Below are 20,354 nucleotides of genomic sequence, written 5' to 3' on the forward strand. Positions count from 1 at the left end.
TCCGACGCGCTTCCCGCGCCACCTTGTCGATCGCCAAGTGCGTGCTTCCTTTCGTAAGGAGAACCAGCACCCCTTACACACACCATTTGACACGCTCCCGGTTCCCGGGCTGCTCGCGCCCGGCCCCGGGGTGCGAGAAGGACCATGTCCGGGAGTACTCCCGCGGCGGGCCGACGAGCGCGGAGAACCTCGAGGCCCTGTGCCGGCCGCACCACTACCTGCGGCACCACACGAGGTGGTCTCCGCGGGCGCTCGAGGACGGCGGCATCGAGTGGACCAGCCCGCTCGGGCACGTGTACGTCACCGAGCCCGAACCCCGAAGACGACACCACGCCATCCACGACCCCCAGCCCCCACCCGAACCCCCACCCTTCTGAACCGTCCCCGGTTCTCTGCCGCTCCTATGCGGGTGCCAGCACCGGGTGGGATGGCGTTTCGAGGTCAGCGTAGTGGACGGCTTCGAACTCCTCGGGAGGGACGTCCCCGAGCGTGGAGTGCAGGCGTCGATGGTTGTACCAGTCGACCCATTCGGCGGTGACCCATTCCACGTCGTCGACGGTCCGCAGCGGCCCGTTGCGGAATGGGGAGTCGTCGCGGATGGCTTCGTTCTTGAACAGCCCGATCGTCGACTCGGCGAGGGCGTTGTCGTAGGCGTCGCCGATCGACCCGATGGACGCGGCTATGCCCTCGAGGGCGAGGGTCTCGGCGAAGCTGATCGAGGTGAACTGGCTGCCGGCGTCGGAGTGGTGCACGAGCCCGTCACCGGCGGGGTGACCGGCACGGTCGCGCCGCCAGAGACCCATCCGCAGCGCGGTGGTCACCAGCGGGGTCGTCTTGCTCGTGCTGGCATACCAGCCCACGATCGTCCGGGAGAAGCAGTCGATCACGAAGGCCACGTAGACGAACCCGGCCCAGGTGCGCACATACGTGAAGTCCGCGACCCAACGCCGATTGGGTGCCTCGGCGGAGAAGTCCCGCTCCAGCAGGTCCGGCGCGCGCTGCGCGTTCCGATCTGGGATCGTCGTCCGCACGCGCTTGCCTCGCACGAGCCCGCCTATGCCGAGTTGCCGCATCAGCCGGTCCACGCGCCGCTTCGACACGGCCAGACCGCGTCGCCGCAGGAGCGCGGTCATCTTCCGCCGGCCATACATCGACTCCGGCGTCGCCTTCCCGTTCTCGTCGACGCGAGCGGCGAGGATCGCGTCGATCACCGCCGCGTCCTCCAGATCGCGGTTGCTGGGCTGGGCAGTCTTCCAGGACCGATAGGTTCGCGCGGCGACCTGCACGCCCTGCTCCCGCAGGACATCGCAGATCGACTCGACCGCGCAGCCCTTGGCGCGCTGCTCGTCGATGAACGAGACGATCAGCGCTTTCGGGGGTCGAGCTCCCCGGCGAAGAAAACCGCCGCGTCCCGCAGGATCGCGTTGGCCTCACGCAGCTCGCGGTTCTCGCGCTCGAGCTTGCGGATCCGCTCCGACTCGGTCGTGCTGACCCCCTGCCGGTCGCCGGCGTCGACCTGCGCCTGCCGCACCCACCGGCGCAAGCTCTCAGCGCCGAAACCGAGCCGCTTCGACACCGTCTCACACGCGGTCGTGAGGTTCGGGTACTCATCGAGGTGATCGAGCACGAGCCGGATAGCGCGCTGCTTCGTCTCCTCCGGAATCCTCTTCGGCATGATCATCATCTTCCTTCCAGACTCGAAAGGAAGCGGCATCAAACCGGGGACGGTTCATTCTGAGACACCCAGCCCCCACCATCCGCCACGCGCGCCTTTGCGTGGGTAGCCCGGATCTGCTGTGCTGGGCGGATGGCGATCACCCTCATGCGACCCACGCTGGAGCTGTTCGACAGCTGGTCGGCCGCGATCGACGAGTTCGGCGGCGTGCATGTGGATGGGTCGGGGCTGACGCCGCCGACGTCGGGAGACCGGGCGACGTGCGAGAAGCTCGTCGCCAAGGCCGCGGAGATCGCGGACACCTCGCGCGTCCTCCCGGGCGGTCTCGTGCACAACGACCTCTACTGGATCGTCGACGAGGGCGAGGTCGTGGGCTTCGTGTCGTTCCGGCATGCTCTGAACGACTACCTGCGCCGGGTCGGCGGGCACATCGGCTATTCGGTCCGCCCCTCCCGCCGACGGCGTGGCTACGCGTCGCGGGGGCTCGCTCTCGCGCTCGAGCGTGCGCGCGAGATCGGCCTCGATCGGGTGATGCTCACGTGCGATGACGACAACGTGGGCTCCGCGCGGACGATCGAGGGCGCCGGGGGAGTGCTCGAGGATGTCTCGGATCAGTCGGCGCACGGCCATCCGCTGCTGCGCCGGTACTGGATCGAGCTGTAAGGCGGAGTAGGCGGGTTTCGGTGACCTTCTTCGCCCCCGATGGCGGCTTCGACTTCGACGTGGTCGATTTCGTGACCTCGGACACGCATTTCGGGCACGCTCGCATCAGCGAGCTGGCAGGGCGGCCCTTCGACGCGGTCGAGACGATGGATGCAGAGCTCGTCCGGCGGTGGAATGACGCCGTCGCTCCGAACGCGGTTGTGCTGCACCTCGGGGATGTCGCGCTCGGCCCGATCGAGCAGAGCCTCGAACTCACGCGCAGGTTGCACGGACGCCGTTGGCTCGTGCCGGGCAACCACGACCGCGTCTCATCGGCGACGCAGACGAAGCGGGCGATCGAGCGCTTCCGGCCGATCTACGAGGACGCGGGCTGGACGGTGCTTCCAGAGCTGCTGATCGGGGAACGTCATGGACGGCCGCTGCTCGCATCGCATTATCCGTATCGCGGCGACTCGACGGAGACCGAGCGCCATGGGAGGCACCGCCCGGTGGACGAGGGGCTGCCCCTGATCCATGGCCACACTCACGCTCGCGATCGCGGCGCGGATGGCCGCCAGTTCCATGTCGGGGTCGATGCCTTCGGCTTCGCGCCCATCCCGTTCTCCGTCGTCGACGCGTGGCTGGACTCGCTCGAGCGCCTGTGAGAGACGCGTCGCACGCCGGGTGCGCTTGAATCATCGGATGACCGGCGCACACAAGCGGTACGACGCGGCGCGACGAGACCGTGCGCTATCACGAGGAGCTCTATACATCGAAGGCACTCGGAGAGCCCGGATCGTGGCTGGCCAGGCCGCACCGCCTTCTCGCTGATGCCCTTGCTCATCTACCGTGTCGCGGACCGGTCATCGCCTACGATCTCGGCGCAGTCCGTTCTCTCCTGAACCGCATCGAGGCCGCACTCCGGCCAGGTGGCGTGGCCGCGATCGCGATCGTCGCGGACCGTTTTGAGGTCACCGAAGACGGCCGCCGCAGACCCGCCCTCCTGGAGAGCGAGATCTCGAGCCGAGACGCTGACCGTCTGCTTCGCGAGGTCTTTGGCGGTTATGACGTCATCAAGACGGAGCGGAAGCCCACCGAGGTCGCCGAGACACGTGACGGCGAACGCTATGCGCTGCGGTCCACCCTCGTTTCCCGGCTCGCGGTCAAGCCGAGGGGTAGCGAGGGATCGTGACCGGCCGGAGCAGCGCGTTTCGTCTCGCTCCGCTCGCTCAACGACCGGGGGAGGAACTGGCCCTCAACGTCCGGAGGTGGAACCCGCCCTCAACGACCGGGGAGGAGCCCGCCCTCAACGACCGGGGAGGAGCCCGCCCTCAACGACCGGGGGAGGAACTGGCCCTCAACGCCCGGGGCGGAACCCGCCCTCACCAGGGCAAAGCAAAACCCCCGCGATGTAGAAGCTACGCGAGGGTTTCTGGGGTGATTGTAACGATCACCCTTGTGGCTCCGACGGGCGTCGATCCCGTGACCTCACGATTTTCAGTCGTGCGCTCTACCAACTGAGCTACAGAGCCGAGCTGCAGATAACTGCCGCTTCCTAGACGAAAGGCCTTCTCGAAAGAAGGCCCGTCGCTTGGAGCGACCCTGACGGGACTTGAACCCGCGACCTCCGCCGTGACAGGGCGGCACGCTAACCAACTGCGCTACAGGGCCATGAATGTGCTTTCGCACACGATTTTCAATTGTATCAGCTTGAGTGACCCCAACGGGATTCGAACCCGTGCTACCGCCGTGAAAGGGCGGCGTCCTAGGCCGCTAAACGATGGGGCCGCGGTGTGAACCCGGGGCTCACGCTTGCCGACGATCAAGCATACGCAGACGCTCTCCGAAAATCCAAACCGCGCCCGCGCGCCGGGCGTGCCGCGCCGCCGATCCGGGTGAGGATGGCTCTGTTCCGCGCCCCGAAGCGGATCTTTCATAGTGCCAGAAGTGAACGATGTTGCTACTGTTGCGGATGTGATTGGCTGGAGAAGGGTGTGATGGAAGCCGAGAAGAATCTCGCGGAAGAGTGCGGCTGTGCGCCCACCGCCGCTGAGCGACGCATTCTCTGGAACCCCATCTCGCGGCGCAACGCCCTCGTGATGGGCGCGCTCGGCGTCGCCGCCATCGGCGCGGCGACCGCCACGAGCCCCTTCGGCCCCGGTGTCTCCGGCGCGTTCGCCGCGTCGTACAACCCCGACGACTACCCCTCGTGGGAGGACGTCGAGGCAGCCCGCAACAACGAGGCCGCCAAGGCGGCCGAGGTGCAGCGCATCGAGGGCCTCATCGCCGGTCTCAAGCAGCGCGTCGCCGAGACCCAGGCGGCCGCAAAGGCCGCGGCCGACGCCTACTACGCCGCACAGCAGGCCTTCTACGAGGCGGCCTACCGCGCCGACGAGCTCCAGAAGCAGGCTGACGAGCAGGCCGAGAAGGCTGATGCCGCCGCGCTGACCGCGGCCCGCCTCGCCGCGCAGCTCTCGCGCTCGGGCGGAGACGACACCTCGCTCGAGCTCCTCTTCGCCGGCTCGGCCGAGAACGCCGACCAGCTCCTCACGCAGCTCGGCCAGATGGACAAGCTCATCGAGCGCAACGAGTCCGTCTACGCCGAGGCCGCGTCGGCACGCGACTCCGCGCAGTCCCTGAGCGATCAGGCCGAGGTGGCCCGCGCCGAGCGCGACCGCCTGCAGAAGATCGCCGAGGAGAAGATGGTCGCCGCCCAGGAGGCGCAGCAGGCCGCCGAGGCCGCGCTCGCCGACCAGGAGGAGAACCTCATCACCCTCGAGGCGCAACTCGCGGCCCTCAAGGACACGACGAGCAAGACCGTCCAGGAGTACCAGGAGGGCGTCGAGGCCAAGCGGAAGTACGAGGAGCAGCTCCGCCGCGAGGCCGAGGAGCGCGCCCGCAAGGAGGCCGAGCGGCAGCGCGAGCTCCTCCGCCAGCAGCAGCTCGAGCAGCAGCGCCAGCTCGAGCAGCAGCAGCAGCAACAGCAGCAGAACAGCGGCGGTGGCGGCGGCGGCGGTGGTGGAGGCGGCGGCCAGCAGGCACCCGCCGACAATGGCGGCGGGGGCGGCACGACCCAGCCCGGAACGGGCGGATGGGTGCGCCCCAACAACGGCACGCGCACGTCGGGCTACGGCCCGCGCTACCAGATCTGCGGCTCGAGCTACTGCTCGTCGTCCTTCCACGCGGGGGTCGACCTCGCCGCCGGCTGCGGTGCGGGCATCTACGCGGCGCACTCGGGCACGGTCGTCTACGCCGGCTACAACGGCGGCTACGGCAACTACATCCATATCGACAACGGCGACGGCACGGGCACGGGCTACGCCCACATCGTCGACGGCGGCGTCCTCGTCGGCTACGGACAGTGGGTCGAGGCCGGCCAGCTCATCGCGCTCGAGGGCAACACGGGCAACTCGTTCGGCTGCCACCTCCACTTCGAGGTCTACGTCAACGGCGCGACGGTGAACCCGATCGACTTCATGGCGGCGCGCGGCATCTGGGTCTGACCGCCGGACACGCGAAGGGCGCCTGCCGGCCGGCAGGCCCCCTTCGCGTATCCGCAGCGCGGGATCAGGAGCGGGAGTCGGGCAGCTCGCCCTCGCCCTGCGTGCGCGTCTGGCCCTCGTGCTCCTCGAAGCGCTCGAACGCCTCCTTGACGAGGCGCTCGGCCTCGGCGGCGTTCGCCCACTCGTCGACCTTGACCCACTTGTTGGGCTCGAGGTCCTTGTAGTGCTCGAAGAAGTGCTCGATCTCCTTGCGGGTGTACTCCGGGAGGTCGTCGACGTCCTGGATGTGGTCCCAGCGCGGGTCCTTCGCGAGCACGGCCACGACCTTGTCGTCGCCACCGGCCTCGTCGCTCATCTTGAGCACGGCCACGGGGCGGACCTTGGCGCTCACGCCCGGGTAGATCGCGTGGTCGAGCAGCACGAGCACGTCGAGCGGGTCGCCGTCCTCGCCGAGGGTGTTGTCGAAGAACCCGTAGTCGGTCGGGTAGCCGAAGGTCGTGTAGAGCACGCGGTCGAGGTACACGCGCCCCGTGCCGTGGTCGACCTCGTACTTCACGCGGCTGCCGCGCGGGATCTCGATGACTGCGTCGTACGCGCCCATGCGAGTGGTGTCCTCTCGTAAGGAAATCTGACGTCAGCAAGCGTAGCCGCGCCCGCGAGCCGCGACGAAGCGGGGTGCGCGAGGAGGGCGATCCGCCGCGGGCGGACTACCGTTGACGCGTGCTCGATCCCGCCATCGCCGCCGTCCGCCTCGCCGTGCGCACCGCGCTCGCTCCGCTGGAGGGGTCGGCCGCGACCGTCCTCGTCGCCCTGTCCGGCGGCGCCGACTCGCTCGCGCTCGCAGCGGCGGCCGCCTTCGAGGCCCCGCGGCTCGGCCTCCGCGTCGCGAGCGTCACGGTCGATCACGGGCTGCAGGACGGGTCGGCGGAGGTCGCCGCGCGAGCCGCCGAGCAGGCGCGGATGGCCGGGGTGGCGGATGCCCGGATCGTGCGCGTCGAGGTGGTCGCGGAGGGCGGGCCCGAGGCCGCGGCCCGCACGGCGCGCTACGCGGCCCTGCGCGAGGCTGCGGCGGAGACCGGCGCCGTCGCCGTGCTCCTCGGCCACACCCTCGACGACCAGGCCGAGACCGTCCTCCTCGGGCTCGCGCGCGGCGCGGGCGCCGGGAGCCTCGCGGGCATGGCGCCGCGCCGCGACGAGCGCGGACTGGCCTGGATCCGCCCGCTCCTGGCCATCCGACGCGAGCAGACCCACGGCTTCTGCGAGGCCTCGGGGCTCGAGCCGTGGCACGATCCGCACAACGCCGACGCGCGCTTCTCCCGCGTGCGGGTGCGGCGCGCGGTCCTCCCCGTGCTCGAGGCCGAGCTGGGCCCCGGCGTCGCGCTCGCGCTCGCCCGGACGGCCGAGCAGCTGCGGGAGGACAACGAGGCCTTCGCCGAGATGATCGACGAGACGATCGAGGACATCGTCGAGCACATCGAAGCGGGCATCGCGATCTCGGTGTCCGCGCTCGCCGCCAACCCGCCCGCGCTCCGGCACCGGATCATCCGCCATGTCGCGCAGAGCGAGTTCGGCGCGAGCCTCACGCGCACGCAGACCCTCGAGGTCGCGCGGCTCGTCTCCGACTGGCAGGGCCAGGGGCCGATCGACCTCCCGGGCTTCGTCGCCGACCGGCGCGGAGCGCTCATCGCGTTCACGGCCCGCAGCACGGAGCAGGGGAGCGAGGAGCAGGGGAGCGCGGGGTGAGCGGACCGCGCGACACCGAGCCGCTCCCGGTCGGGCCGGCGCTCGCGTTCGCGGCAGGCCTCGCGCGGACGACGGGCGGGGCCTTCGTCGCCTCGGGGATCGTCTTCGTCGTCGTGCTCGTCACGGGCATCATCGGCGAGGAGGCGTACTCCCTCCCGTCGGTGTTCGACGCGATGCTCCGCGCGCTCATGGGCGGCGTCCTCGTCGTCACGGGCGCCGCGCTCCTCGTCGAGCTGCTCCGCGGCATCGCCGAGCGGAGGATGCGGCTGCGCGCGGCCGAGCGCCGGCACGCACAGCCGACCGCGCCGCGCGTGCCGGTCGTCGAGGCGCGGCGCCTCCGCGAGGATCCGTACGGCGGCATCATGGTGCTCGCCTGGTTCGCCGTCGTCCTCGGCCCCGTCACGGCGCTCGTCGACCTCGTCTCGGGCTTCGACTACGACGGCATCGCCCTGCTCGCCGGAGTGGGGATCACCCTCGCCGCGGTCGGGCTCTTCGCGCTGCGCGGCTGGCTCGGCCGGCGCTGGGAAGCGCGGGCGAAGCGCCTGCCGGGGCCCGGCGGCGGCGCGCGGATGGCCCATCCGCGGCCCGCAGGCGCGAAGCGGCGCGAAGGGCGGTGGGCCGCAGCGGGCTTCGCGCTGCAGCTCGGCGCCTACGTGTTCTTCGCCGGCGTCCTGCTGCGTCAGCCGTGCCGCGACTGCGACCCCGTCGACTACGGCGGCGGCCCGATCGAGGGCGTCATCGATGCGCTGGTGAGCGTCGGCGGGGTGCTGATCCTCATCCCGATCGCCCTCCTGCTGCTCTCGACGGTCCCGTTCCTCGTCCGCACCGCGGTCCTCGAGCGGCGGACGCTCCGGGCCGCGCGCGAGGACGCCCTCTCGCCATCCGCGGACGTCGACGCGCAGCTGACCGGAGCCGGCGCGCTCTCGCACCTCGCGTCGGGCCTCACCGTGACCGGCTTCCTGCTCGTCATCCTCGGCGCGACCCCGTGGACCGTGCTCGCGAACGACTCGGCGGGCGACGACGACATCGCGGCGCTCGCGGCCTTCCAGCCGCTCCTCGCCCCCGGCTGGGCGCTCATCGCCGCCGGGCTCGCGGTGGGCATCGCCGGGGTCGTCGAGACGCGTGCGCGCAGGGCCGCGATCCACCGCGCGCTCCCGCAATACGACGTCGGGGTCGCAGCGGAGGAGTCGTAGGATGGCCTCCATGCGTGCTGCCGACATCTCCGGTGACCTCGACCGCGTTCTCGTGACCGAGGAGGAGATCCAGGCCAAGCTCCGCGAGCTCGCCGCGCAGGTCGAGAAGGACTACGAGGGCAAGAAGCTCCTCCTCGTCGGCGTGCTCAAGGGTGCCGTCATGGTGATGGCCGACTTCATGCGCTGCCTCACGCGCGAGGTCGTCATGGACTGGATGGCGGTGTCGAGCTACGGCACGAGCACGAAGTCGAGCGGCGTCGTGCAGATCCGGAAGGACCTCGACACCGACCTCGAGGGCTACCACGTGCTCATCGTCGAGGACATCATCGACTCCGGCCTCACCCTCAGCTGGCTGCTCAGCAACTTCGCCTCGCGCGGCGCCGAGTCGATCGAGGTGCTCGCGCTCCTGCGCAAGCCCGACGCGGCCAAGGTCGAGATCGACTGCCGCTACCTCGGGTTCGACATCCCCAACGAGTTCGTGGTCGGCTACGGCCTCGACTACGCCGAGCACTACCGCAACCTGCGCGACGTCGCCGTGCTCGCGCCGCACGTCTACGCCTGACGTACGCCGTGGGCGAATCCCAGTCGGCGCATAGACGCGCCGGGGTAGCCTGAGACGACTACGCGCTCGTCGCGTCGACGGGAGGAAGTCACCCCAGGTATGGACGTCAAGAAGCTCACTCGCAACCCGCTGATCTACATCCTGCTGGTCGGCGTGCTGCTGATCGTCGGGTTCTCGCTCGTGTCCAACCTGGGCGCCCCGCGCCAGGTGTCCACGCAGGAGGGGCTCGAGCTGCTGGACGGCGACACCGTCAGCAAGGTGCTCATCACGGATGGCGACCAGCGCGTCGACATGACCCTCACGAAGGCCTACGAGGGCGCCACGGACGTGCAGTTCTACTACGTCTCGGCGCGTGCCGAGGAGGTCGTCGACGCGGTCGAGGCGGCGGCTCCCGCCGACGGCTACGACGACGCCGTGCCGCGCGCGACGATCTGGGACAGCCTGCTGTCGCTGGCCATCCCGATCCTCCTGCTCGGCCTGCTCTTCTGGTTCCTCATGTCGAGCGCCCAGGGCGGCGGTCGCGGCGTCATGCAGTTCGGCAAGTCGCGCGCGAAGCTCATGAGCAAGGAGCACCCCGACGTCACGTTCGGCGACGTCGCGGGCGCCGACGAGGCCATCGAGGAGCTCCAGGAGATCAAGGAGTTCCTCAAGGACCCGGCGCGCTTCCAGGCGGTGGGCGCGCGCATCCCGAAGGGCGTGCTGCTGTACGGCCCTCCCGGCACCGGCAAGACGCTGCTCGCGCGCGCGGTCGCGGGCGAGGCGGGCGTGCCGTTCTACTCGATCTCGGGCTCGGACTTCGTCGAGATGTTCGTCGGCGTCGGCGCGAGCCGCGTGCGCGACCTCTTCAACCAGGCCAAGGAGAACTCGCCGGCGATCATCTTCATCGACGAGATCGACGCCGTCGGCCGGCACCGCGGCGCCGGCATGGGCGGAGGCCACGACGAGCGCGAGCAGACGCTCAACCAGATGCTCGTCGAGATGGACGGCTTCGACCCCAAGGTCAACGTCATCGTCATCGCGGCGACGAACCGCCCCGACATCCTCGACCCGGCCCTGCTGCGCCCCGGCCGCTTCGACCGCCAGATCGGCGTGGACGCGCCCGACCTCAAGGGCCGCCTGCGGATCCTCCAGGTGCACAGCCGCGGCAAGCCGCTCGCCGACAACGTCGACCTCGAGGTCGTCGCGCGCAAGACGCCCGGCTTCACGGGCGCCGACCTCGCGAACGTGCTCAACGAGGCGGCCCTCCTCACGGCGCGCTCGAACGCCCAGCTCATCGACGACCGCGCGATGGACGAGGCGATCGACCGCGTCATCGCGGGCCCCCAGCGCCGCACGCGCGTCATGAAGGACAAGGAGAAGCTCATCACGGCGTACCACGAGGGCGGCCACGCTCTCGCCGCCGCGGCGATGAACCACTCCGACCCCGTCACGAAGATCACGATCCTGCCGCGCGGCAAGGCCCTCGGCTACACGATGGTGCTGCCCCTCGAGGACAAGTACTCCGTGACGCGCAACGAGCTCCAGGACCAGCTCGCGTACGCCATGGGCGGCCGCGTCGCCGAGGAGATCGTCTTCCACGACCCCACGACCGGCGCATCCAACGACATCGAGAAGGCGACGAGCATCGCCCGCAAGATGGTCACGGAGTACGGCATGACGACCGCCGTCGGCCCCGTCAAGCTCGGCAGCGGCAGCGGCGAGGTCTTCATGGGCCGCGACATGGGTCACGGCCGCGACTACTCGGAGCGCATCGCCGAGCACATCGACGAGGAGGTGCGCGCGCTCATCGAGCTCGCGCACAACGAGGCGTACGAGGTGCTCAACGCGAACCGCGACATCCTCGACAAGCTCGCCCTGGCCCTCCTCGAGCACGAGACGCTCGATCACGTCCAGATCGAGGAGATCTTCAAGGACATCAAGAAGCTGCCCGAGCGCCCCCAGTGGCTCTCGTCGAGCGATCGACCGGTGTCGGCGCTGCCGCCCATCGATGTCCCGCGCAAGCGCCAGCACGACGGGATCGCCGCGTCGACGACGGCCGAGAGCTCGCCGTCGCAGCCCGCGACCCGGCCGGCGTCCGGTCACGCGCGGCCCGCGACGGCCTGAGGACGCGACGCGTGACCGTCGATCGGGAGCGCGTCGCGGCGCTCACCCGCGAGCTGCTCGTCGCGATCGGGGAGGACCCCGATCGCGCGGGTCTGCGGCAGACCCCGCAGCGCGTCGCCGACGCGTACGCCGAGTTCTTCGCGGGCGTGGGCCAGGACGCCGCCGAGCCCCTCGCGCACACCATCAGCGTCAGCCGCGGCCCCGCGCCGGACACGCTCCCGTCTGGCGCGGTCCTGCTCCGGGGCGTGCGCTTCCGCTCGGTCTGCGAGCACCATCTGCTGCCGTTCATCGGGCACGCCCATATCGCGTACCTCCCCGGTGAGCAGGTGGTCGGCCTCGGCGCGCTGCCGAAGGTCGTCGACGTGCTCGCCGCGCGCCCGCAGGTGCAGGAGCGGCTCGGCGAGCAGATCGCCGACACGATCGCGGGCTCGCTCGACACCCGCGGCGTCGTCGTCGTGCTCGACGCCGTCCACCAGTGCGTGACGATGCGCGGCGGCCGTCAGAGCGACAGCTCGACGGTGACGGTGGCGGCCCGCGGAGAGCTCGCCGAGCCCGCGGCGCGGGGCGAGATCGTGTCGCTCATCGCGCTCGGGGGCGGAATCGCCCACGAGGACCTCGCATGACCTCCATCTGGGGCATCGTCAACGTCACGCCGGACTCGTTCTCGGATGGCGGCGCCCACTACGCGGCCGACGACGCGATCGCGCACGGCCGGCTTCTGCGCGAGGGCGGCGCGACCGTGCTCGACGTCGGCGGCGAGTCGACCCGTCCCGGCGCGGAGCCGGTGGGCGCGGAGGTCGAGATCGCGCGCATCCTGCCCGTCATCCGCACCCTCGCGGCCGACGGCGCCACCGTGAGCGTCGACACCTACCGCGCCGCCACCGCCGAGGCCGCGATCGACGCAGGGGCCGCGATCGTCAACGACGTCTCGGGCGGCCTGGCCGATCCGGCGATCCTCGATGTCGTCGCCGAGCGGGGCGTCGACATCGCCCTCGGCCACTGGCGCGGCCCGTCATCCGACATGTACGCGCAGGCGACCTACACGCACATCGGCCGCGAGGTCGCCGACGAGCTCTCGGCGCGCGCGGAGGCCGCGATCGCCGCGGGCGTCGCGCGCGAGCGGGTCATCCTCGACCCGGGCATCGGGTTCGCGAAGCGCGGCGAGCAGAACTGGGCGCTCCTGCGGGAGCTCGACGCGATCGTCGGCCTCGGGTACCGGGTGCTCGTCGGGACATCGCGCAAGCGGTTCCTCGCCTCGGCGCTCGGCGAGGAGACGACCCTCGAGCGGCGGGATCTCGCGACAGCGGTCACGAGCGTGCTCGCCGTGCAGGCCGGTGCGTGGGGCGTGCGCGTGCACGACGCGGCGGCGACCCGCGACGCGCTCGCGGTCGCACGGGAATGGAAGGGCTGAGGGATGAATCCATTCGACATGATCGAGCTCCGCGGGCTCACCGCGTTCGGGCGCCACGGCGTCTACGAGGCCGAGCGCGCGGAGGGGCAGGACTTCACCGTCGACCTGCGGCTGCACGTCGACACCGCCCGTGCCGCCGAGACCGACGACATCGCCGACACCGTGCACTACGGCGAGCTCGCCGAGAAGGTCGTCGCGATCGTCGAGGGCGAGCCGGTCGATCTCATCGAGACGCTCGCGCACCGCATCGCCGACGCGGTGCTCGAGGACGAGCGCGTGCACGGCGTCCTCGTCACCGTGCACAAGCCGCACGCGCCCATCCGCGCGCGCTTCTCGGATGTCTCGGTCACGGTGCACCGCCTGCGTCAGGAGCGCGCATGACCGCCGGCCGCCGCCCCGACCCGCCGCTGCGCCCCCTCGCGGCGCCGCCCGCGCCTCGCCGCCGTGAGCCCGTGACCGCCGTCGTCGCGCTCGGCGCGAACCTCGGCGACCGCGCGGCAACCCTCGCCGCCGCCGTGCGCGAGCTCGACCGGCTGCCGCTCACGGATCGGGTGGTCTGCTCCTCCGCCCACGAGTCCGTCGCCGTCACGCTGGACGGCCCCGATGCCGAGGCGCCGGCGTACCTCAACGCGGTGGCCCTCGTGACGACGCGCCTCGCGCCGAGCGTGCTCCTCGGGTTCCTGCACGCGATCGAGGAGCGGCACGGGCGTGTGCGCCGCGAGCGCTGGGGCGACCGGACCCTCGACCTTGACCTCGTGGCCTACGGCGACGTCGTCTCCGACGACCCCCGGCTCACCATCCCGCACCCGCGGGCAGCCGAGCGCGACTTCGTGCTCGGCCCGTGGCTCGAGGTCGACCCCGACGCCGAGCTCCCTGGTGCCGGACGCGTCGACGCCCTCCTCGCGCGACTCCGCGGAGCCGCGCCGTGAGGCGGACGAGCCTCCTCGCGCTCCTCGTCGCCGCCCTGCTGGGCGGAGGCGGCGGCTTCCTGCTCGACCACCTCCTCACCTCGTCGGGGCGCTCGACCTTCGCGCCCTCGCTCATGCTGCCCGTGCTCCTCGTGCTCCTGGGCGCCCTGTGCCTCGCGCTCGCGTGGCCCGTGCGCCGCTCGGTGCGCGACCCCGACGCACCGCGCATCGACCCGTTCCGCGCACTGCGGATCGCGATGCTCTCGAAGTCGGCGAGCATCGTGGGGGCCGCGGTCACGGGCGCGGCGCTCGGCCTCCTCCTGTACGGCGCGACGCGTCCTGTGGCCCCCGCGCTAGGGTCGTTGGGGACGACCATCGCGAGCGCGATCGCGGGCGCACTGCTCGTGGGCGCGGCGCTGCTCGCAGAGCATTTCTGCACGCTGCCGAAGGATCCAGATGAGCGACAGCCCGACGACACCCCAGCCGGACTCGAACCAGACTGACCCCCAGACCCCGGCCCCGCTCACGCGCGCCGAGGCGCGCGCGGCCGCAGCCGCGCCATCCGCAACCGCACCGGCCGCAGCCGTGCCATCCGCACCCGCGCCGGAGGCACCCGCCGGACCCGCACAGCCCGAGGTGCTCGACGCCGGCACCTTCACCGCGATCCGCGAGCCCCGCGGCGCCGGCCGACTCGCTCTCGACGGGGCGTGGCATCAGATCTCGCCCAAGTACGTCGTGTCTCAGCTCGTGCAGAACGCGATCTTCCTCGCGATCGTGTGGGCCGCGGCTTTCGTCGTGGCCGAGGTCGCGCGCCTGGGCATGTGGGCGTGGATCGTCGCGGGTGCGATCACGGTCGTCACGCTCCTGACCCTGATCGTGCTGCCGCGGCAGGCGCGCGCGCTCGGGTACATGCTGCGCGACGACGACATCGTGTTCCGCAAGGGCATCCTGTGGCAGCGGATGGTCGCGGTGCCCTACGGCCGCATGCAGCTCGTCGACATCACGCACGGGCCCATGGACCGCGCGTTCGGCATCGCCAAGCTCAAGATGGTGACCGCCGCCGCGACCACGGGCGTGGAGATCCCCGGGATCAGCCAGGCGGCGGCCGAGGCGCTGCGCGACACGCTCATCGAGGTCGCCGAGACCCGCAGGACCGGGCTGTGACCGGTCAGCCTCCCAGCGCGGCGGAGACGGCCGAGGCGCCCGTCCTGCCCGGCGGCGGTTCGTCGTCGCTCGCCGACGGCGCCTGGCACCGGCTCCACCCGCTCACGCCCCTGTTCAAGGGCGGGCTCGTGCTGCTCATCGTCGCGGGCATCGCGATCGGGAATGCGCGCGACCGGATCATCTTCTGGGTCGTCTCCCTCTTCACCCCCGAGGAGGCGCACGTCGAGGACTACGCGGGAGGGGCCCCCTTCGACTGGGTGCTCGCGAACAACCTCATCCTCGTGGCGCTCCTCGCCCTTGTGGGCGTGCTCGCGGTGCTCGTCCTCGCGTTCTGGCTCGTCTGGAGGTTCCAGCAGTTCCGGATCACCGACGAGCACGTCGAGGTGCGCAAGGGCATCGTGTTCCGCTCGCACCGGCGGGCCCCGCTCGACCGCGTGCAGGGCGTGAACCTCACGCGCCCGTTCCCCGCGCGCCTCATCGGGATGGCCAAGCTCGAGGTCGTCGGCGCGGGCACCGACGCGAACGTCGCCCTCGAGTACCTCGCCACCCCGCGCGCGGAGGCCGTGCGCGCCGACATCCTCCGCCTCGCCTCGGGAGCGCGGGCCGCGCGGGAGGCTGCGCGCACCGGGCAGCCGGCGCCGCGCACCAGTGCGCGCGGACAGCTCGTCGGGCACCTCAACGACGGCGTGAGCGGCCTCATCGAGGGGGTCGACCTCTCCGACGTCGCGCCCGAGAGCGTCGTCAAGATCCCCACGGGCCGCCTCATCGGCTCGCAGGTGATCAGCGGCGTGCTGTGGCTGGTGTTCTTCGGCCTCCTGTTCGCCGTCGTCATGGCCTTCCTGCTCCCGATCGCCCTGGCCGACGGCGAGGGGCACATCGTGCTCCTCGGCGCGGGCCTCGGCACCGGCATCCCGCTCGTCCTCACGGCGGTCGCGATCACGTGGGCGCAGATCTCGAAGTCGCTGCGCTACGCGATCGCCCCGACGCCCGACGGTGTCCGCATCACCTACGGCCTGCTCACCACGGTCACCGAGACGCTCCCTCCGGGCCGCATCTTCGCGGTCGAGGTCTCGCAGTCGCTCCTGTGGCGGCCGTTCGGATGGTGGACCATCAAGATCAACCGGATGTCCGGCAAGAGCGCCGCGCAGCAGCAGTCGGGCAGCGCGCAGCAGTTCAACGTCGTCCTGCCGGTCGGCAAGCGCGCCGACGTCGAGCGCGTGCTCGCGCTCATCCTCCCCGACGCCCCGGTCGAGGATCTCCCGCTCGTCTGGGAGCACGGCATCCTCGGCCCGATCGAGGGCGACCCGTACCGCACGATGCCCGCGCGCGCCTGGTGGCGCCGCCCGGTCTCGTGGCGGCGCCACGGATACGCGATCACCGACTTCGGGCTCCTGCTGCGGCGTGGGCGCGTCTGGCGCAAGCTCGCGATCTTCCCCCTCGCGCGGCTCCAGGGCGTCTCGATCGCGCAGGGCCCCGTCGACCGCCTGCAGCGCGTCGCATGGGGGCAGGCGCACACGGTCGCCGGGCCCATCTCCGGCCAGGTCGTCGGCCTCGAGCGCGACGACGCCATCGCGCTCCTGCAGCGCGCGAGCCGCGGGGCGGTCGAGGCGGCATCGCGCGATCACACGCATCGCTGGGGCGAGAGGTAGGGGGCGTGCGACGAGACGGACGTCTGGGGGTCGGCATCATCGGGGCCGGTCGGGTCGGGCCCGTGATCGGCGCCGCGCTCGCGGGCGCGGGCCACGCCATCACCGGCATCACCGGCGGATCCGACGACGATCGCGCGTCGGCCGTGCTGCCCGACGTGCCGGTGCTCGACCCGCTCGAGGTGGTGCGCCGGTCGGAGCTCGTGGTCCTGGCCGTTCCGCGCGCGGAGCTGCCCGGCCTCGTGCAGGGGCTCGCCGACATCGGCGCGTGGCAGATGGGGCAGCTCGTCCTGCACACGGACGCGTCGTTCGGCATCGAGGTGCTCCGCCCCGCGGCCGAGAAGGGCGCCATCCCGCTCGCCGTGCATCCCGCGATGGCGTTCACCGGGACGACGATCGACCTCCGTCAGCTCGCCGCCTCGTACGCCGCCGTCACGGCGCCGCCCGCCGTGCTGCCGATCGCGCAGGCGCTCGCGGTCGAGCTCGGCTGCGAGCCCGTCGTCGTCGCGGAGGACGACCGGCCCGCCTACGCCGAGGCGATCGAGACGGCGTCGGCGTTCTCGCGTCAGATCGTGCACCAGGCCACGGGCCTGCTCCGGGGGATCGGCGTCGAGAACCCGGGCGGCTACCTCTCCGCGCTCGTGCGCTCGACGGTCGACCAGGCGCTCACCGAGGCGACCCCGGCCATCCCCGATCTGCCGCCCGAGGACTGAGCCCGCCCGCAGGGAGCGCCGAGGCCTGCTGACTAGACTTGACGGCAGACTTTCCTGAGGAGCTTTTGCATGTCTGAGACGCCCGCCGAGAACGCCCCCGAGACCGAGGAGGACGTGTTCGAGCAGAAGGCGGTGCGCCTCGCCAAGCGCGAGCGCCTGATCGCCGAGCGCGCCTCCGCCGCGGGCGGCGCCTACCCGGTCACCGTGCCCGTCACGACGACGATCCCGGCGCTGCGCGCGGAGTACGGCGACCTCGAGCCGGGCGCTGAGACGGGCGTGACCGCGGGCGTGGCCGGCCGCGTCGTGTTCAGCCGCAACACGGGCAAGCTCTGCTTCGCGAGCCTGCAGTCGGGCGATGGATCGCGGATCCAGGCGATGGTCTCCCTCGCGAACGTCGGCGACGAGTCGCTCGCGCGCTGGAAGGAGCTCGTCGACCTCGGCGACCACGTGTTCGTGACGGGCGAGGTCATCTCGAGTCGCCGCGGAGAGCTCTCGATCATGGTGACGGACTGGCAGATCGCCGCCAAGGCCGTGCTGCCGCTGCCGAACATGTACACGGAGCTCAGCGAGGAGAGCCGCGTCCGCAGCCGGTTCCTCGACCTCATCGTGCGGGATCAGGCGCGCACGACCGTGCGGGCACGCGCCAAGGTGAACGCGAGTCTGCGCGCCACCTTCGAGCAGCACGACTTCGTCGAGGTCGAGACGCCCATGCTGCAGGTGCAGCCGGGCGGCGCGACCGCGCGCCCGTTCATCACGCACTCGAACGCGTTCGACACCGAGCTGTACATGCGCATCGCGCCCGAGCTCTACCTCAAGCGCGCGGTCGTCGGCGGCATCGACCGGGTGTTCGAGATCAACCGCAACTTCCGGAACGAGGGCGCCGACTCGACCCACAGCCCCGAGTTCGCGATGCTCGAGGCGTACCAGGCGTACACCGACTACAACGGCATCGCCGACCTCACGCAGGAGCTCATCCAGAACGCCGCGATCGCGGTCGCCGGCGACACGAAGGTGACGTGGGCCGACGGCACCGAGTACGACCTCGGCGGGCAGTGGGACCGCGTGCCCATGTACCCCTCGCTCTCGGAGGCCGCGGGCGTCGAGATCACGCCTGAGACCTCGCTCGACGAGCTCGTGAAGCTCGCCGAGGCGAACGGCGTGGACGTGCCCCCGCACGCGACCCACGGCAAGCTCGTCGAGGAGCTCTGGGAGCACTTCGTCAAGCAGCACCTGACGCGCCCGACGTTCGTGATGGACTTCCCCGTCGACACGAGCCCCCTCGTCCGCGAGCACCGCACGACACCCGGCGTCGTCGAGAAGTGGGATCTCTACGTGCGCGGCTTCGAGCTCGCGACCGGCTACTCCGAGCTCGTCGACCCGGTCATCCAGCGAGAGCGCTTCGTCGAGCAGGCGAAGCTCGCCGACCGCGGCGACGACGAGGCCATGCGCATCGACGAGGAGTTCCTCCGCGCGCTCGAGCACGGCATGCCGCCGACCGGCGGGATGGGCATGGGGATCGACCGCCTGCTCATGGCGATCACGGGGCTCGGCATCCGCGAGACCATCCTCTTCCCGCTCGTCAAGTAGCGTCACGGGCGCTCGAACGCCCACGGCGGCAGGTAGCTCGCCTCGAGCATCGACGCGATGATGCTCGCGAGGCCGTGCTCGGGGTCGATCTCGGCCACGAGGGCGACGTAGCGGGCCGCGTGCGTCGCCCGGCCGAGCGCCCAGCTCAGCCAGGCCGCCGCGACGAGCGGGCCCACGCGCGCCTCGCGGGGTGCGGCCGCCGCGAGCCTGCGGACGAGTTCGAGCGCGCGCTCGAGCCGATCGGCGTCGGGTCGCGGGCCCTCGCCCATGAGGCGGACGGGGCCCGTCGGCTCGGCCCGGTGCCCCGCCCGCCAGCGCTCGTTGAAGGCCAGCGTCTCGTACCCCTCCTCGATGTCGGCGCTCCACTGCGAGAGCGCGACGTCGCGGAAGAACGGGCGGTTGAGCGCCCACGCGACCGCGCCGGCGAGGTACGGCTCGAGGGCCTCGACGTCCCATGCCAGGCTCTCCTCGAACACCTCGGGGATCTGCCCGAGGAGGCATGCCGTCGCGAGCGCGCGCGGATGGATGCCGGCGATGCCGCTCTCGTCGCCGTCGCTGCCGAGGGCCGCGCACGCGCGGTCGATCTCGGCGAGCGCGCGGCCCAGGCGCTCCTTCTCGGCGAGGTCGCACGCGGGCAGCTCGGCGCCGTCGCCCTGATCGGCCCGCACGGGTGTCGGCTCGACGCCCTCGGGCAGCGCGCCCTCGAACGCGATCTCGTCGAGAGGGCGCCCGTGCTCGGGCGAGGGGTCGTCGAGGTACGAGCCCCAGCCGTCAGCCGCGACGCACAGCGCGTCGACGACCTCGACACCGCAGTGGTCGGCGCGCTCGCGGAGGTAGCCCATGAACCCCTCGAACGCGATCGCGCCGTCTCGGTCGACGAACGGGTCATCGGTGTACACGACCGCAGCGAAGCGCCCGGCGTCGGGCAGGCGGCACACGATGCCGAGCGCGGTCGCGGCGACCTCTCCCCACGCCTCCTCGTCCTGCGGGAGATCGAGCCGCGCGACGCCGGCGGTGCGCCCGTCGACGATGGGGACCACGACGAGGCTGAGGCGCGGCACGTAGCCGCACACGTGGGGGAGGACCGAGAGGAACTTCTGCGCGGATCGCGCGGGGATGATCGTCGTCATGCTCTGAGGCTCGCGCGCCGGGTGGTCGCGGACCCCGATCAGCCGGGTGCTGTGGAGGCCAGGACGGAGCGCCGCGACGCTGTGCACGCGGCGTCGATCCGCTCACGCCCGGGTTTCTCTCGACCACGCCTCGTAGGATGGGCCCGTGGACAGTTTCTGGGTGGCGGCGCTGTGGTCGCTCGCGCCCACCGTGGCGATCGCAATCGTGTTCTGGCTCATCCTCCGGAACATCCTTCGATTCGACCGCACCGAGCGCCGCACGTACGCCGCGATCGAGGCCGAGGAGCGCGCCAAGCGCGGACTCCCGCCGCGCGCGGACGGCGAAGCGGGCTAACGCCCGGCCGCGAGGCCTGTCAAGGCACTCCCGCGCAGAC

The 20,354-nt window shown here is 71.5% G+C and carries 22 protein-coding genes and 3 tRNA genes; 19 read left to right on the forward strand and 6 right to left on the reverse strand.

Annotated elements, in window-relative coordinates; genetic code table 11:
• Positions 1-86: 86 nt before the first annotated feature.
• Positions 87-377 carry an HNH endonuclease signature motif containing protein gene (locus PKE79_RS15655; RefSeq protein ID WP_271174642.1) on the forward strand — a complete coding sequence of 97 codons (291 nt, stop codon included), beginning with the start codon at positions 87-89 and terminating at the stop codon, positions 375-377.
• A gap of 24 nt (positions 378-401) precedes the next feature.
• Here the strand turns inward: PKE79_RS15655 and PKE79_RS15660 are convergent.
• Positions 402-1,675, reverse strand: a protein-coding gene (locus PKE79_RS15660) for an IS3 family transposase (RefSeq protein WP_271174689.1) whose coding sequence is annotated in 2 segments (ribosomal slippage) — positions 402-1,405 and positions 1,405-1,675 — 1,275 coding nt in all. Because the reading frame shifts where the segments join, the coding sequence is not laid out codon by codon here.
• Between the two features lie 132 nt (positions 1,676-1,807).
• Between PKE79_RS15660 and PKE79_RS15665 the strand changes: the two genes are divergently transcribed.
• From PKE79_RS15665 to PKE79_RS15675, 3 genes are all read left to right on the forward strand, one after another.
• The gene (locus PKE79_RS15665; RefSeq protein ID WP_271174643.1) at positions 1,808-2,338 is read left to right on the forward strand and encodes a GNAT family N-acetyltransferase; all 531 of its coding nucleotides are present in this window, start codon (positions 1,808-1,810) and stop codon (positions 2,336-2,338) included.
• A gap of 20 nt (positions 2,339-2,358) precedes the next feature.
• Positions 2,359-2,982, forward strand: coding sequence for a metallophosphoesterase family protein (locus tag PKE79_RS15670; protein WP_271174644.1), 624 nt, complete (start codon positions 2,359-2,361; stop codon positions 2,980-2,982).
• A gap of 80 nt (positions 2,983-3,062) precedes the next feature.
• On the forward strand, positions 3,063-3,509 hold the full coding sequence (locus PKE79_RS15675; protein ID WP_271174645.1) for a hypothetical protein: 447 nt from the start codon (positions 3,063-3,065) through the stop codon (positions 3,507-3,509).
• Between the two features lie 267 nt (positions 3,510-3,776).
• Here the strand turns inward: PKE79_RS15675 and PKE79_RS15680 are convergent.
• From PKE79_RS15680 to PKE79_RS15690, 3 genes are all read right to left on the reverse strand, one after another.
• A tRNA-Phe gene (locus PKE79_RS15680) sits at positions 3,777-3,849 on the reverse strand.
• 65 nt (positions 3,850-3,914) lie between these two features.
• Positions 3,915-3,988, reverse strand: a tRNA-Asp gene (locus PKE79_RS15685).
• A 44-nt stretch (positions 3,989-4,032) separates the two neighbouring features.
• Positions 4,033-4,105: transfer RNA gene (locus PKE79_RS15690), tRNA-Glu, on the reverse strand.
• 209 nt (positions 4,106-4,314) lie between these two features.
• On the opposite strand from PKE79_RS15690, the gene PKE79_RS15695 reads away from it, so the two are divergent.
• The gene (locus tag PKE79_RS15695; protein WP_271174646.1) at positions 4,315-5,820 is read left to right on the forward strand and encodes a M23 family metallopeptidase; all 1,506 of its coding nucleotides are present in this window, start codon (positions 4,315-4,317) and stop codon (positions 5,818-5,820) included.
• A 64-nt stretch (positions 5,821-5,884) separates the two neighbouring features.
• Here PKE79_RS15695 and PKE79_RS15700 read toward each other — a convergent pair whose 3' ends face one another.
• Positions 5,885-6,421 (reverse strand): inorganic diphosphatase, encoded by a 537-nt coding sequence (locus tag PKE79_RS15700; RefSeq protein WP_271174647.1) that lies wholly within the window; start codon positions 6,419-6,421, stop codon positions 5,885-5,887.
• A 119-nt stretch (positions 6,422-6,540) separates the two neighbouring features.
• Here PKE79_RS15700 and tilS point away from each other — a divergent pair, with 119 nt between their 5' ends.
• The 13 genes from tilS (at position 6,541) to lysS (ending at position 18,850) form a co-directional block, all read left to right on the forward strand.
• Positions 6,541-7,563: a tRNA lysidine(34) synthetase TilS gene (gene tilS / locus PKE79_RS15705; RefSeq protein WP_271174648.1), complete on the forward strand. Its 1,023-nt coding sequence runs from the start codon at positions 6,541-6,543 to the stop codon at positions 7,561-7,563.
• On the forward strand, positions 7,560-8,756 hold the full coding sequence (locus tag PKE79_RS15710; RefSeq protein WP_271174649.1) for a hypothetical protein: 1,197 nt from the start codon (positions 7,560-7,562) through the stop codon (positions 8,754-8,756). Before tilS ends, PKE79_RS15710 begins: the two co-directional genes overlap by 4 nt.
• A 10-nt stretch (positions 8,757-8,766) precedes the next feature.
• Complete coding sequence (gene hpt / locus PKE79_RS15715; RefSeq protein ID WP_271174690.1) at positions 8,767-9,318, forward strand: hypoxanthine phosphoribosyltransferase; 552 nt, start codon at positions 8,767-8,769, stop codon at positions 9,316-9,318.
• 99 nt (positions 9,319-9,417) lie between these two features.
• On the forward strand, positions 9,418-11,421 hold the full coding sequence (ftsH, locus tag PKE79_RS15720) for an ATP-dependent zinc metalloprotease FtsH (RefSeq protein ID WP_271174650.1): 2,004 nt from the start codon (positions 9,418-9,420) through the stop codon (positions 11,419-11,421).
• An 11-nt stretch (positions 11,422-11,432) separates the two neighbouring features.
• Positions 11,433-12,044 carry a GTP cyclohydrolase I gene (gene folE / locus PKE79_RS15725; protein WP_271174651.1) on the forward strand — a complete coding sequence of 204 codons (612 nt, stop codon included), beginning with the start codon at positions 11,433-11,435 and terminating at the stop codon, positions 12,042-12,044.
• Positions 12,041-12,832, forward strand: coding sequence for a dihydropteroate synthase (gene folP, locus PKE79_RS15730; protein ID WP_271174652.1), 792 nt, complete (start codon positions 12,041-12,043; stop codon positions 12,830-12,832). Before folE ends, folP begins: the two co-directional genes overlap by 4 nt.
• Before the next feature lie 18 nt (positions 12,833-12,850).
• On the forward strand, positions 12,851-13,213 hold the full coding sequence (gene folB / locus PKE79_RS15735; RefSeq protein ID WP_374727764.1) for a dihydroneopterin aldolase: 363 nt from the start codon (positions 12,851-12,853) through the stop codon (positions 13,211-13,213).
• Positions 13,210-13,761, forward strand: a complete 552-nt coding sequence (folK, locus tag PKE79_RS15740; protein WP_271174654.1) for a 2-amino-4-hydroxy-6-hydroxymethyldihydropteridine diphosphokinase — start codon at positions 13,210-13,212, stop codon at positions 13,759-13,761. The genes folB and folK overlap by 4 nt, the downstream gene beginning before the upstream one ends.
• Positions 13,758-14,243, forward strand: coding sequence for a DUF3180 domain-containing protein (locus PKE79_RS15745; RefSeq protein WP_271174655.1), 486 nt, complete (start codon positions 13,758-13,760; stop codon positions 14,241-14,243). Before folK ends, PKE79_RS15745 begins: the two co-directional genes overlap by 4 nt.
• An 82-nt stretch (positions 14,244-14,325) precedes the next feature.
• On the forward strand, positions 14,326-14,904 hold the full coding sequence (locus tag PKE79_RS15750) for a PH domain-containing protein (RefSeq protein ID WP_374727780.1): 579 nt from the start codon (positions 14,326-14,328) through the stop codon (positions 14,902-14,904).
• Positions 14,901-16,553 carry a PH domain-containing protein gene (locus tag PKE79_RS15755; RefSeq protein ID WP_271174656.1) on the forward strand — a complete coding sequence of 551 codons (1,653 nt, stop codon included), beginning with the start codon at positions 14,901-14,903 and terminating at the stop codon, positions 16,551-16,553. The genes PKE79_RS15750 and PKE79_RS15755 overlap by 4 nt, the downstream gene beginning before the upstream one ends.
• Before the next feature lie 5 nt (positions 16,554-16,558).
• Positions 16,559-17,263 carry a DUF2520 domain-containing protein gene (locus PKE79_RS15760; protein ID WP_271174657.1) on the forward strand — a complete coding sequence of 235 codons (705 nt, stop codon included), beginning with the start codon at positions 16,559-16,561 and terminating at the stop codon, positions 17,261-17,263.
• A gap of 69 nt (positions 17,264-17,332) precedes the next feature.
• Positions 17,333-18,850, forward strand: coding sequence for a lysine--tRNA ligase (gene lysS / locus PKE79_RS15765; protein WP_271174658.1), 1,518 nt, complete (start codon positions 17,333-17,335; stop codon positions 18,848-18,850).
• A 2-nt stretch (positions 18,851-18,852) separates the two neighbouring features.
• Here lysS and PKE79_RS15770 read toward each other — a convergent pair whose 3' ends face one another.
• Entirely contained in the window at positions 18,853-19,980 is a 1,128-nt protein-coding gene (locus tag PKE79_RS15770; RefSeq protein ID WP_271174659.1) for a DUF4192 family protein, read from the reverse strand.
• Between the two features lie 145 nt (positions 19,981-20,125).
• Here PKE79_RS15770 and PKE79_RS15775 point away from each other — a divergent pair, with 145 nt between their 5' ends.
• On the forward strand, positions 20,126-20,314 hold the full coding sequence (locus PKE79_RS15775) for a hypothetical protein (RefSeq protein WP_271174660.1): 189 nt from the start codon (positions 20,126-20,128) through the stop codon (positions 20,312-20,314).
• Positions 20,315-20,354 lie beyond the last annotated feature (40 nt).

It is taken from the genome of Microbacterium barkeri (genome assembly GCF_027921765.1).
Lineage (GTDB): Bacteria > Actinomycetota > Actinomycetes > Actinomycetales > Microbacteriaceae > Microbacterium > Microbacterium barkeri.